Below are 13,516 nucleotides of genomic sequence, written 5' to 3'. Positions count from 1 at the left end.
AAGAATGAGAATTGTCAAAACAATTCCCAAACCATTGCCTTTCGACTGGATTTGCTATAAAATAGACAAGATTGATAATCTAACTAATATACTTGTAATATACTAGGAGATATGATGACAAAACAATTGAAACGTCCAGAGGTTTTATCCCCCGCTGGAACTTTAGAAAAACTAAAAGTCGCTGTTCGCTATGGTGCGGATGCTGTCTTTATTGGTGGTCAGGCCTATGGTCTTCGTAGCCGTGCAGGAAACTTCACCTTTGAGCAAATGGAAGAAGGAGTCCAATTTGCGGCTAAATATGGAGCTAAGGTCTATGTTGCGGCCAATATGGTCATGCACGAAGGAAATGAAGTAGGAGCTGGAGAATGGTTCCGTCGTTTACGGGATATCGGAATCGCAGCGGTCATTGTTTCAGACCCTGCCTTGATTACCATCGCAGCGACTGAAGCGCCAGGATTGGAAATTCACCTTTCTACACAAGCTAGTGCTACCAACTATGAGACCCTTGAATTTTGGAAAGATTTGGGCTTGACACGGGTCGTTTTGGCTCGTGAAGTTTCGATGGAAGAACTAGCTGAGATTCGTAAGCGGACGGACGTTGAGATTGAAGCCTTTGTTCACGGAGCGATGTGTATTTCCTACTCTGGTCGTTGTACCCTGTCCAATCATATGAGTATGCGGGATGCTAACCGTGGCGGCTGTTCCCAATCTTGTCGTTGGAAGTATGATCTCTACGATATGCCGTTCGGTCAAGAACGCAAGAGTCTCAAAGGGGAAATCCCTGAAGAATTCTCGATGTCAGCAGTTGATATGTCGATGATTGATCATATCCCTGATATGATTGAAAATGGAGTGGACAGTCTTAAAATCGAAGGTCGCATGAAGTCCATTCACTATGTCTCTACTGTAACGAACTGCTACAAGGCGGCTGTTGATGCTTATTTGGAAAGTCCTGAGAAGTTCGAAGCCATTAAGCAAGATTTGATTGATGAGATGTGGAAAGTGGCCCAACGTGAGCTAGCAACCGGTTTTTATTATGGTACTCCTTCAGAAAATGAGCAACTATTTGGAGCTCGTCGGAAGATTCCAGAATACAAGTTTGTTGGAGAAGTGGTAGCCTATGATGCGGATCAGCAAATTGCGACCATTCGTCAACGAAATGTCATCAATGAAGGCGACCAAGTGGAATTTTACGGACCTGGTTTCCGTCATTTTGAAACAGTCATCGAAGATTTGCATGATGCCAAGGGCAATAAAATTGACCGAGCACCAAATCCAATGGAGCTATTGACCATTCATATGCCAACACCAGTTGAACCAGGTGATATGATCCGTGCTCTCAAAGAAGGCTTGATCAATCTCTATAAAGAAGATGGAACGAGTCAAACAGTTCGTGCCTAAAAAGTACAAGAAAAAAACACCGCATGCCTCCCTAGCTTGGAAGCTTACGGTGTTTTTTGTTGTGCGATTCGAATCGTATGTGGAACAAGACTAATCTTTTGAATGTCAGAAATTCGAATAATGGTTGACATACTCTTTTTAAAATTCTTGACAATGAGTTGTTTTCGTTCCTGATCATATTTCACGATATCGCCTGTAAAGCTTTTATTTTGGAAGATGACATGGACTCCTTGTTTTTTTCGAAGGGCCAGTTCAATAATCTGAATAATTTTATCATCCTCAAGTGGGGCTGGTTGGGAGGTTTTATCGTTAAAAAATTCATTCGCTCGGTCCTTGAGAAGCTCAAGAAATCTTTTCATAGCATAATTCTCCATAAGTTGATACAATATATTATAGAAAATTTCATTCATTTTGTAAAATTTTTTACGAATTATTAAGGTGAAAGACATTGAAAGGAGTATTCATGGCAGATTTTAGTTTTGAAATTGAAGAACAACTCTTGGTGTTATCTGAAAATGAAAAAGGATGGACCAAGGAGTTAAACCGGGTTAGCTTTAATGGAGCACCTGCTAAATATGATATCCGAACTTGGAGTCCAGACCATACGAAGATGGGCAAGGGGATTACGCTCACCAATGAAGAATTCCAAGTTCTGTTAGATGCATTTAAACAGTAATGGACAGAGTAAGAAAGAGAGTGGGACAGAAATCGGTCATTCGTTAGAATTCGATTTCGTCGTCCCACCTCCGCACAGTTGAGTAGAGCTGTAAAAGCTGATGAAATCAGCGTAGTAGAGCCCACTCAACGACTGCGTCTTGCTCGACAATCCAAAGACAATTGAGAGGCTAGGACTTTTGTCCTAGCCTCTTTTTTGATGCTTTCTATAATTATAGCTTGAAACTATATCCTATTCAAGAAAACAGGATTAAGGCAAATCATTGTGGATGTTGACATTGACTGTTATAATAACCTTATTCGTTTATTCAATGTCGCACTTATAGGAAAGGAACCCTTATGTCAGATTTACTTACTATTTACAAAGAATTACAAGCTAAAAAATGGGTGGACTTGAGTCACCAAATCAATGCAGAAAGTCCTCACTTTCCAGCCCTTCCTGCCTTGCAACAAGAAGATCTCTTCACACTAAAAGATGGCTTCCATGTCCAAAAATTTACGGTGGTTGGTCAATACGGAACGCATATCGATGCACCGATCCACTTTGTAGAAGGTGGCCGTTGGTTGGATGAGATTGATCTCAAAGATCTCCTCTTGCCACTTTATGTCATCGACAAATCGAAAGAGGTTGCGGCCAATCCAAACTTTATCTTGAGCAAACAAGATATCTTAGACTTTGAAGCAGAACATGGACAAATTGCAGAAGGAGCTTTTGTCGCCTTCCGTAGTGATTGGTCAAAACGTTGGCCAGATCAAGATGCTATGCGCAACCTAGATGAAAATGGGGTTCAACAAAGTCCAGGATGGAGTCGTGAAGCTTTGGAATTCTTGATCCATGAACGCCATGTTAAGGCGGTGGGTCATGAGACCTTCGATACAGATGCGGGTATTCCTGCTGCAGAGCATGGCTTGGTCAATGAATACTACCTTTTGGAACAAAATATCTATCAAGTAGAAGTCTTGAACCAATTGGATCAAGTACCAGCAGTTGGTGCCTTGATTTCAATTGCCTTCCCTCATTGGGACAAGGCAACTGGTTCACCTGTTCGTGCTATTGCTATCTTACCATAAGAAGACAGAGAGAGTGGGACAGAAATCGGTAATTGGTTAGAATTCGATTTCGTCGTCCCACCTCCGCACAGTTGAGTAGGGCTGTAAAAGCTGATGAAATCAGCGTAGTAGAGGCCACTCAACCACTGCGTCTTGCTCGACAATCCAAAGACAATTGAGAGGCTAGGACAAAAGTCCTAGCCTCTTTTTTATCTGATAGTTTAAGAACATGACTAGTGAAGCTAGCTTTCATTCTTTCGAAAGCCCTTATCTTACAAAAATGTAAGGTAATCCAGTTAAAATGAAAGATTAGACTATGGAAGCTCCAATGATGATACATTAAAATAAAAATATAAGAAAAAGGCTTGTTAAACAAACCTTTTCTGATATTAACGCATGGTAACGAATTCTTCGGAACCGGTTGGATGGATGGCGACGGTTGCATCGAAATCGGCTTTAGTCGCTCCCATCTTGATGGCCACAGCGAAACCTTGAATCATTTCGTCTACACCATATCCAAGTCCATGAAGGCCGACGACGGTTTCTTCTGGTCCTGCAGTGATGAGTTTAAATTTAGCCAGCTGGCGATGCTGGGTTACAGCTGAATACATAGAAGCGAAACTAGAAGTGTAGACCTTGATAGCTTCTTTTCCATATTGTTTTTCGGCTTCTTCTTGAGTGAGACCGACTGTACCAATAGCGGGATGGGAAAAGACAACGGTAGGAATGGTTGAATAGTCCATTTTAGCATCGGTTTTTCCATTAAAGAGACGTTCGGATAGGGTACGCCCTGCCTTGATAGCGACAGGAGTTAATTCTTTTTCTCCTGTGACGTCCCCAAGAGCATAGATGCCAGGGACAACGGTATTTTGGTATTCATCTACTGCAATGAATCCTTTTTCATTTAAGGTGACACCTGCAGCTTCTAGATGGAGGTCCTGAACGTTTGGTTTTCGGCCGGTCGCCCAGATAATATGATCAGCGACAAAAGATGTTTGGTCTTCGAAATAGACTCGGATTTGACCATTTTCTTCCTTTGTGAGTCGAACAGGAACCTTGTGAAGATGGAGAGGCAATCCTTGTTTGTCCATCTCCTCCATTAAGCCATCAACAATGTATGAATCAAACCTTCTTAAGGGACGATCACCGCGAACGAAGAGATCTGTCTGAACACCAAGGGCATGGAGGACACCGGCTAGTTCTACCGCAATGTAACCAGCGCCAATAATGGCAACTGATTTTGGTAGTTCTTCCCAAGCAAAGACATCGTCAGAGGTTTCTCCTAGGTTTGCTCCAGGTAGATCTGGGACGTAAGCATGGGCACCTGTAGCGATAACAATGTGTTTAGCCTTGATGGTTTCCCCGTTGACTTCAACCGTATGGGGGTCGATAAAGCGAGCTCGACCTTGGATATATTCCACACCATTTCGTTTAAAACTGCCGTCATAAGACGAACGAGCCCGATCAATATAGGCTTCGCGATTTTTTCTTAATGTCGCAAAATCAAAATTGGTCTGTTCAGAAGTAAACCCATAATCTGGACCGTAATCACGAATGGCTTCAGCAATTTGGGCGCCATACCACATAATTTTTTTAGGGACACATCCTTTGTTGACACAGGTTCCACCTAGTTGCTTTTCTTCAATAACAGCAGCGCGGGCTCCATGTTCTCCAGCACGGTTCATGGTAGCAATCCCTCCGCTACCTCCACCAATGGAGATAATATCAAATTCTTTCATGGTTCGTACTCCTTTGTTGATTTACACCTTCATTGTAACAACATAGGTTACAAAAATCAAGAAATTGCCATCGTTGAATAGGAGGAGAAACAAGATAGCAAAAAAAACTTGCAAAACAGATGATTTTGAATTGAAAAATGAGGAAATATGATATACTAAACTTATAATTTGAAACGCTTTCGAATACTGGAGGAAAGAAATGAAAAAATTTAAAAAATGGCAAATCGTTACAGCTACAGGTGCTGCACTAGCAGTCGTAGGAATTGGGAGCTGGCTTGCTTTTGGAAAATCTAGCAATGGCCCTGAAGAGTTGGTGAATATGACTCCTATGGTTCAAACAGTCAAAGAAGGTTCTATTGCTTCATCAGTATTATTGACGGGGAAAGTCACTGCCAATCAGGAGCAATACATCTACTTTGACGGAACCAAAGGAGACTTGCAATCCATCTTAGTGAATGTTGGGGATCAAGTGACTGCTGGCCAAGCCATTGTTCAATACAGCAGTACAGAAGCGCAATCTGCCTATGATTCCGCTGTTCGTGCGGTTAATAAGGCAGATCGTCAATTGAACGATCTCATGACCAATGGAGTGACCATTGATACAACAGGGGATGAGGAAGCAGATAGCAAATCAGCCTCTCAAGCCCAACGATCTTTGGACACACAAGTGGGTGATTTACGCGATGCCCGTGCGGATGCTGTAGCCAATATGGAAAAAGCCAAGGCCTTGTTGGATGCCACAACTGTAAAAAGTAGTACAGATGGTACGGTTGTAGAAGTTAATAAAGATGTCTCCAAATCAACAACCGGAACCAACCAAACCCTTGTTCATATCGTCAGCAACGGTAACCTTCAAGTAAAAGGAGAGTTGTCTGAATATAATCTAGCCAACATTTCAGTTGGCCAGGAAGTGACCTTAACCTCCAAGGTCTATCCTGGGAAAAAATGGACTGGAAAGATTAGCTATGTAGCTAACTATCCGACGGATGCAGGTCAGGCAGGTGCAAGTGCTGCAGGTTCTGGACAAGGAACAGGAGGAGCCAAATATCCGTTTACTGTAGATATTACGAGTGAGATCGGCGATTTGAAACAAGGTTTCTCTGTCAATATTGAAGTAAAAAGTTCAACCATCCATCCCTTAGTTCCTGTGACAAGTGTCCTATCGGATGGCGAGCAAAGCTATGTTTGGACCATTGAAGCTGGTAAGGCTAAAAAAGTTATGGTTACCTTAGGAAATGCAGATGCAGAAAATCAGGAAGTCTTATCTGGCTTGAAGAAAGATGCGCAAGTGATCATCAACCCTTCTGGAGATTTGGAAGATGGGAAAGAGGTCGGAAAATATGACAAAATTGATTGAGCTGAAAAATATCAATAAAAGTTATAAAAATGGAGATCAAACCTTACAGGTATTAAAGGATATCCATTTAGAAGTAGAAGAGGGAGAATTTCTAGCCATTATGGGACCTTCTGGTTCTGGGAAATCTACTCTAATGAATATTATTGGCCTTCTCGATCGTCCGACTAGTGGTGAGTACAGATTAGAAGGGGAAGAGGTTGGGAACCTCAGTGAGAAGAAGTTGGCTCAGGTTCGCAATGAGCAAATTGGCTTTGTCTTTCAACAATTTTTTCTCCTATCAAAACTTAATGCCTTTCAAAATGTCGAGCTCCCCTTAATTTATGCAGGAGTGAATCCTTCCAAACGAAAGGAATTAGCCGAACAGTTTTTAAAGAAAGTTGAGCTAGATACGCGGATGCACCACCTTCCTTCTGAATTGTCCGGAGGGCAAAAACAACGGGTGGCCATTGCCCGGGCTTTGGTGAATCATCCTTCTATTATCTTAGCGGATGAACCAACAGGAGCTCTTGATTCCAAAACCGGCGAACAAATTATGGAGCTTTTGACAGCACTCAATCAAGAAGGGAAAACCATCATCATGGTAACCCACGAAACGGAGATTGCTGCCTATGCCAAACGTCAGATTGTCATTCGAGATGGAGTGATATCATCGGATAGTCGCAATGAAAGGAGGGCCTGATGCAGAACTGGAAATTCGCCATTAGTTCCATTATGGGACATAAAATGAGATCTTTCTTAACCATGGTAGGGATTATTATCGGGGTTGCCTCAGTCGTTGTCATCATGGCTCTCGGAGATGGGATGAAAGCTGGAGTGACCAAGACCTTTACTAAGGATCAACAGTATGTTCAGATTTCTTATTCCGCCCGAAAGAGTGGCTACATGACTGGTTTTAATCTTGGCCCAGAACCTGTCTCAGAAGAAGGCGGCGCTGAAGGTGGTGGGGAAGGTGGCGTCGCAAGTGAAGAAGACCAAGGAATGTCACCACCAGCTGGCTATGGAGAGGAAACTAGCGAAGATGTTGATAATCCAATCCTTGAAACCCCTCCTGTTGTCCAAGAAGAATGGGTCAAAGAACTGACCAAGATTCCTGGGGTTGATGGCTACTATGTTGGTAATACAGCCAATGCTACTATCTCCTTTCAGAAGAAAAAATCTGAAGGGGTGAATATTATGGGAGTCAATGATACCTATTTCTCTGTTAGAAAATTTGAATTGGTTTCAGGAAGAAAACTAAATGCCTCAGATTACCAGAGTTTTTCTCGGGTCATCATGCTGGATGAAGGCTTAGCTTCGACCTTGTTTGGAACGGAAAGTGCTCTCAACCAAGTGGTTGCTGTCGGAGACAATAACTATCGGGTGGTAGGAATCTTCAAGGATCCAAATGCTGGATCTGCATTATATGGGGCTTCTTCTGGAGGAAGTGCCTTGATGGCTAATACCCAAGTAGCTTCAGAATTTGGAACAGAAGAAATTTCCACTATTGTGGTACATATTCCTGATGTCAAACAGATTAAATCAACTGGAATCGAAGCAGCGAAAAAATTAACCGAGCTATCAGGAGTTCGCCAAGGGGAGTTCCAAATTTTTAATATGGATAGTCTCTTAGAGCAGACCAATCAAATGCTCAGTATTATGACAACAGTCATTGGTGCGATTGCAGGAATTTCCCTTCTCGTTGGTGGGATTGGGGTCATGAATATCATGTTGGTTTCTGTGACTGAGCGGACACGTGAAATCGGTCTAAGAAAAGCACTTGGAGCTACTCGTAGCAAAATCTTGATTCAATTCCTCATCGAATCAATGGTCTTGACCATGATGGGAGGAATTCTCGGTTTGGGATTGGCCTATGGTGTCAATGCTCTCATCGCCACAGCTGCTGCAGGTGCTCTAGAAGGGCCTCCAGTCGTCTCCATGTCAGTGGCTATTGGAAGTATCATCTTCTCAGCTTGTGTCGGAATTATCTTTGGTATCCTACCAGCTAGCAAGGCATCAAAACTAGACCCAATTGAAGCCCTACGCTATGAATAAGGTAGAATGACTTGAATGATGGATTGGGACAATCGTCGTGTTCCCTTCTGAAATCTAGGAATGTGATAGGAAAGGTAGCAAACTCCCTTTCCTTCCATTCCTTTTTTCATTTTTCCTGCTCAAGAATAGTGTATTTCCCCGGTAAATATGATAAAATAGGGGAGAATAACTTAGGAGGTTCCAAATGACTACTGAACATATGGAAGAATTAAATGACCAGCAGATTGTCCGTCGCGAAAAAATGGCGGCCCTTCGTGAACAAGGAATCGACCCATTTGGAAAGCGATTCGAACGTACTGCTGATTCTGGTCAATTAAAAGAAAAATATTCAGAATTAGATAAAGAACAACTTCATGACTTGAACGAGACAGCTATTATTGCAGGCCGTCTCGTGACCAAACGTGGAAAAGGGAAGGTTGGTTTTGCCCACCTTCAAGACCGTGAAGGTCAAATCCAAATTTACGTTCGTAAAGACGCGGTTGGCGAAGAAAATTATGAAATTTTCAAAAAGGCCGACCTTGGAGATTTCCTTGGTGTAGAAGGAGAAGTGATGCGGACAGACATGGGTGAGCTTTCAATCAAAGCTACTCACATCACTCATTTATCTAAAGCCCTTCGTCCCTTGCCTGAAAAATTCCATGGGCTTTCAGATGTGGAAACCATCTACCGCAAACGCTACTTGGACTTGATTTCTAACCGTGAAAGCTTTAACCGCTTTGTAACTCGTTCAAAAATCATTTCAGAAATCCGTCGTTACTTGGATGGTCAAGGCTTCCTTGAGGTAGAAACACCTGTCCTTCACAACGAAGCTGGTGGAGCATCTGCGCGTCCATTTATCACTCACCACAATGCCCAAAACATTGATATGGTCCTTCGGATTGCGACTGAGCTTCACTTGAAGCGCTTGATCGTTGGTGGAATGGAACGCGTCTATGAAATCGGACGTATCTTCCGTAATGAAGGAATGGATGCTACCCACAACCCTGAATTTACCTCCATCGAAGTCTACCAAGCCTATGCTGACTACCAAGATATTATGGACTTGACAGAAGGCATTATCCAACACGCTGCTAAAGCCATTCATGGGGATGGTCCAGTTAACTACCAAGGAACTGAAATCAAGATCAATGAACCCTTTAAACGGGTTCACATGGTGGATGCCATCAAGGAAATTGCTGGCGTTGATTTCTGGAAGGAAATGAGCTTTGAAGAAGCAGTAGCCCTTGCCAAAGAAAAACATGTGCCAGTTGAAAAACACTACACTGAAGTAGGTCACATCATCAATGCCTTCTTCGAAGAATATGTGGAAGAAACCTTGACACAACCAACCTTTGTCTATGGACACCCTGTAGCTGTATCTCCATTGGCCAAGAAGAATGATGAAGATCCTCGTTTCACGGATCGTTTTGAGCTCTTCATCATGACCAAGGAATATGCCAATGCCTTTACAGAATTGAACGACCCAATCGACCAATTGGAACGCTTCAAAGCGCAGGCACGCGCCAAAGAATTGGGAGACGATGAAGCGACTGGTATTGACTACGACTATATTGAAGCTCTTGAATATGGTATGCCACCAACAGGAGGACTCGGAATCGGTATCGACCGTCTCTGCATGCTCCTTACTGACACAACTACTATTCGGGATGTTCTTCTCTTCCCAACTATGAAATAAGATAAAAGAAAACACTGATCGCAAGATCAGTGTTTTTTAGTCTTCCAAATAAGAGGTGTCATTCCAAGTTTCTAAGTGATAGTGCTCAAAATCATCTGTTGTCAAAATGGTCACACTGGCATTATTGAGGCCACCGTTTTTACGGAGTTCCTCTGGTTTATAGCCAAGTAGGGTCCGAATGGAAGCTGTTAAATTCGCCCCATGTCCAACGATAAGAACGGTATCGAACTCTTTTCCTTTCAGGCTTTTCACAAAATCACAGGTACGCTTGGTTGTTTCAGAAACGGATTCTGCCTCAAATAGTTCGTGATGGAATTGTGATAGATCGTGTCGGAAAGCCTTCATTTCCTCAGGATAGAGAGTTTTCAACTCCACAATTTTTCTACCTTCTAGCCTACCAAGCTGCCATTCCCGTAGAGCAGGAGTCTCTTGGAGGGAGGTAGGATGCTGATTTTGCTTGAGGAGGATTTGAGCAGTATGGATGGCTCTAGGCAAATCGCTTGAATAAGCTGCATCAAAGCGTGTTTGAGATAGATGCCGACCCAAGGCTTCTAACTGCTGTATGGAAGATTCTAAAAGCGGGGAGTCGCCGTTTGCCCCTTGGATACGGCCCTCCTCGTTCCACTCAGTGCGTCCATGACGGACAAAATATAGTTTCATAGTAGTTTTATCCTTTACTCAACCAAATCCTCGAAGCTTGCCTTGACCAAATCAGCTAAATCTTGCGCCTTGATTTGAATACTGTGACCAACTTCACCTGCAGAGACAATCATCTGATCAAGTTCCAAGGCAGATTGGTCAATGAAAATAGGGTAGTTGTGTTTTTGTCGAATGCCGACAGGATTATTGGCCCCGTGGACATAGCCTGTTGTTTTTTCTAAGTCTTTCTGTGGAATCATGCTGACTTTTTTATTGCCAGATAGTTTGGCCAATTTTTTCTCTGACAAGTGGGCAGAGATGGGAACAATTCCGATAACAGGACCAGTTTTATCGCCAGTTAGAGCCAATGTCTTATAAATTTGCTCAGTCCTAATCCCTTCTGGAATTATTCCTTCAAGGGCATTGATTTGTAATCCCATATGGGGGATTTTTGCTTTTTGCAAAATTTGTTCCACCAATGTTTTTTTTACTTTTTGTTTTTTCGCCATCTTACTGTTGTCTTTCTCTAAATTTTCTAATATTATATCATACTCTTTGAGTTGCAGTTTAAGAGAAAAAGAGGCGTCTGCCTCTTTTAATTCTTTTCTACTGTAAATAGTTTTCGGTAGATTTTTTCTTGATCTTGTGTAAGTGCAATCTGGTTTAAGTCCAAGTAGTGGGTGAAGCCATTCAATTGCCCCTGAGAGGTGTACTGGTGAAGATCATACTCATCATCAGTAGATGGAGCTGCATTGTAATAGCCATCATCATACCCATAAGTTGGAATCCAGAGGGCGGTAAATTTATCAGTGGAGATACTATGTTCTTCCATGAAATAGGTCCCAATATAGATTCCGATATTTTTGGCTCCCAATGATGCTAGCTTGGCACGGAAGGCTTCCACTCCAGCGTTCATATCACCCATGGTTTTTTCTTCTACATCCAGCCAATAATAGGTTGGTTTGTATTTTTTGGATGCCTGATAGAACTCTTCTGCTTCCTTTTCCATTTCTTTCTTGTCCTTGGCAGCTACGTAAGCATATACCGCAACTGGAATATCTCGTTTTTGAAACTCTTTAATATGAGTTTCGTACGATTTGTCTATTCCATTTAAATAAGTCGCAGCATTTTCTTTTTTAGCTTGAGCGCCACTATGAACGCGAACAATGACTCCAGAAACATTCTGTGCTAAGAGATCATAATCAATCTCGCTTGGTAATTGCCAACCAGAGATGTCGATAATTGGTCGATTCAAAAATTCTTGATCTAGTTCTTCTACTGAGTCAGAAGAAGAACTAGATGGGACTTTTGATTGATTGGTTTTCTTTACCTCTTGTGTGGTCTTGCTTCTAGCAAGTTGATTCCTTTGAATATCTGCTACTGTTTTAGAAATGAGCAGAAAGGAAAAGATGCTTAGGAAAAAGACGAAGAGGACAATTGGTTTAATCCTTTTTCTCATACAGAATCATTTTACCGCAAAAGATGGAAAAAGGCAAAACAAAGGGTCTGAAAGCGCCAAAACAAACGATTGTCGTAAAAATGCAGATTACTTTTTTGGACTAAGCTAGTAGGAGGAATAAAAACAGGGCTAGACTGGTTTGATTAACCCTTTATGATAGGTGAAAACCGAATCTTATTTGGTATTTCCTTTTTTTTACTATTGAAAGGTGATATAATGAAGACTGAAAATTAGAAGTATGGGTGTTACATGAAATTAGAAAAACGTCATTTTTTAAACTATTCAATCCTGATACCGTACCTCCTTTTGTCAGTATTAGGATTGATTATTGTCTACTCGACAACGAGTGCATTAGCCATCCAAAAAGGAGTTAGTCCTTTTGGGATGATCAAAAGCCAGGGAATCTTTTTTGTTCTGAGTTTGGTTACTATTCTCTTTATCTATAAGGTGAAATTGAATAACCTTAAGAAAAAGGCTTTCATTGGGATTGTTATCATTGCGGAGACGATCCTTCTCTTGCTATCGCGTTTTATCACAGACACGGTGAATGGGGCGCATGGGTGGTTGAATTTTGGAGGTTTCTCTATTCAGCCAGCTGAGTACTTGAAAATTATCCTAGTTTGGTATTTGGCCTTAGTTTTCTCTAAAAAGCAAGAAGAGATTCAGCAATATGATTACCAGGCACTTACCCATAATCAATGGATTCCTCGTGATTTGGCAGATTGGCGTTGGATGGTGCTCTTCTTGATCGCTATTGTAGTCATCATGCCAGACTTAGGAAATGCGACCATTCTCGCACTAACAACTTTAATCATGATTAGTGCAAGTGGGATAGCCTACCGCTGGTTCTCAAGCCTATTAGCTATGCTAGTGGGGGGATCGACTGTTCTCCTTTATTCCATCAAGTTAATTGGGGTTGAGAGATTTTCTAAAATCCCTGTCTTTGGATATGTAGCGAAACGTTTCAGTGCTTTTTATAATCCCTTTAATGATTTATCAGATTCTGGACACCAATTGGCCAATTCCTATTACGCCATGAGTAATGGGGGCTGGTTTGGCTTAGGGCTTGGAAATTCGATTGAAAAGCAAGGGTATTTGCCAGAAGCACATACAGACTTTGTCTTTTCGATCGTCATTGAAGAACTTGGTTTTGTGGGAGCTAGTCTCATCTTAGCCTTGTTGTTCTTCTTAATTTTGCGTATTATTCTTGTGGGGATACGGGCAAGAGATCCATTTAATTCGATGATGGCCATCGGTATAGGAGGGATGCTTCTGACTCAAACCTTTATTAATATTGGCGGGATTTCTGGGTTGATTCCTTCGACAGGGGTGACCTTCCCCTTCCTATCACAAGGGGGAAATAGTTTGTGGGTCTTATCTATTGCGATTGCCCTTGTCTTAAATATTGATGCGAGTGAAAAGCGCGCCCTGGCTATTCAAGAGGCTCCTTCATACGAGAAGCCTCAGAAGATCCAAAGCTATTACTAAGC

The 13,516-nt window shown here is 42.1% G+C and carries 13 protein-coding genes; 8 read left to right on the top strand and 5 right to left on the bottom strand.

From position 1 onward, the window contains the following. The first annotated feature begins 114 nt into the window (after nt 1–114). Complete coding sequence (locus tag DW738_RS04775; protein ID WP_117744479.1) at nt 115–1,401, top strand: U32 family peptidase; 1,287 nt, start codon at nt 115–117, stop codon at nt 1,399–1,401. A 44-nt stretch (nt 1,402–1,445) separates the two neighbouring features. On the opposite strand, the gene DW738_RS04770 is transcribed toward DW738_RS04775, so the two are convergent. Further along, the gene (locus DW738_RS04770) at nt 1,446–1,775 is read right to left on the bottom strand and encodes a hypothetical protein (protein WP_042361426.1); all 330 of its coding nucleotides are present in this window, start codon (nt 1,773–1,775) and stop codon (nt 1,446–1,448) included. An 89-nt stretch (nt 1,776–1,864) separates the two neighbouring features. Here DW738_RS04770 and DW738_RS04765 point away from each other — a divergent pair, with 89 nt between their 5' ends. Beyond that, nucleotides 1,865–2,077, top strand: a complete 213-nt coding sequence (locus DW738_RS04765; RefSeq protein ID WP_006597402.1) for a YdbC family protein — start codon at nt 1,865–1,867, stop codon at nt 2,075–2,077. 338 nt (nt 2,078–2,415) lie between these two features. Further along, a complete protein-coding gene (locus DW738_RS04755; protein ID WP_123160473.1) occupies nt 2,416–3,147 on the top strand; it encodes a cyclase family protein in 732 nt (243 codons plus the stop codon). Nucleotides 3,148–3,515: 368 nt separating this feature from the next. Here the strand turns inward: DW738_RS04755 and gorA are convergent, their stop codons facing one another. Then, nucleotides 3,516–4,865, bottom strand: coding sequence for a glutathione-disulfide reductase (gene gorA / locus DW738_RS04745; protein ID WP_123160472.1), 1,350 nt, complete (start codon nt 4,863–4,865; stop codon nt 3,516–3,518). A gap of 199 nt (nt 4,866–5,064) precedes the next feature. Here gorA and DW738_RS04740 point away from each other — a divergent pair, with 199 nt between their 5' ends. The 4 genes from DW738_RS04740 to lysS all read left to right on the top strand — a co-directional run bounded on the left by DW738_RS04740 (nt 5,065) and on the right by lysS (nt 9,928). Next, on the top strand, nt 5,065–6,222 hold the full coding sequence (locus DW738_RS04740) for an efflux RND transporter periplasmic adaptor subunit (protein ID WP_123160471.1): 1,158 nt from the start codon (nt 5,065–5,067) through the stop codon (nt 6,220–6,222). Further along, entirely contained in the window at nt 6,206–6,901 is a 696-nt protein-coding gene (locus DW738_RS04735) for an ABC transporter ATP-binding protein (protein WP_023023871.1), read from the top strand. Before DW738_RS04740 ends, DW738_RS04735 begins: the two co-directional genes overlap by 17 nt. Further along, nucleotides 6,901–8,253: an ABC transporter permease gene (locus DW738_RS04730; protein ID WP_023023869.1), complete on the top strand. Its 1,353-nt coding sequence runs from the start codon at nt 6,901–6,903 to the stop codon at nt 8,251–8,253. The genes DW738_RS04735 and DW738_RS04730 overlap by 1 nt, the downstream gene beginning before the upstream one ends. Nucleotides 8,254–8,437: 184 nt before the next feature. Further along, nucleotides 8,438–9,928: a lysine--tRNA ligase gene (lysS, locus tag DW738_RS04725; protein WP_023027082.1), complete on the top strand. Its 1,491-nt coding sequence runs from the start codon at nt 8,438–8,440 to the stop codon at nt 9,926–9,928. 36 nt (nt 9,929–9,964) lie between these two features. Here lysS and DW738_RS04720 read toward each other — a convergent pair whose 3' ends face one another. The 3 genes from DW738_RS04720 to DW738_RS04710 form a co-directional block, all read right to left on the bottom strand. Next, complete coding sequence (locus DW738_RS04720; RefSeq protein WP_123159034.1) at nt 9,965–10,588, bottom strand: histidine phosphatase family protein; 624 nt, start codon at nt 10,586–10,588, stop codon at nt 9,965–9,967. A gap of 14 nt (nt 10,589–10,602) precedes the next feature. Continuing rightward, nucleotides 10,603–11,076: an aminoacyl-tRNA deacylase gene (locus DW738_RS04715; protein ID WP_023023863.1), complete on the bottom strand. Its 474-nt coding sequence runs from the start codon at nt 11,074–11,076 to the stop codon at nt 10,603–10,605. An 86-nt stretch (nt 11,077–11,162) separates the two neighbouring features. Then, the gene (locus DW738_RS04710) at nt 11,163–12,026 is read right to left on the bottom strand and encodes a GH25 family lysozyme (RefSeq protein ID WP_123160470.1); all 864 of its coding nucleotides are present in this window, start codon (nt 12,024–12,026) and stop codon (nt 11,163–11,165) included. 249 nt (nt 12,027–12,275) lie between these two features. Between DW738_RS04710 and DW738_RS04705 the strand changes: the two genes are divergently transcribed. Further along, the gene (locus DW738_RS04705; protein WP_123160469.1) at nt 12,276–13,514 is read left to right on the top strand and encodes an FtsW/RodA/SpoVE family cell cycle protein; all 1,239 of its coding nucleotides are present in this window, start codon (nt 12,276–12,278) and stop codon (nt 13,512–13,514) included. Nucleotides 13,515–13,516: the final 2 nt, after the last annotated feature.

The sequence above is a fragment of the Streptococcus sp. AM28-20 genome (assembly GCF_003603595.1).
Classification (GTDB): domain Bacteria; phylum Bacillota; class Bacilli; order Lactobacillales; family Streptococcaceae; genus Streptococcus; species Streptococcus ilei.
This window is presented reverse-complemented; position numbering and strand designations above follow the sequence as displayed.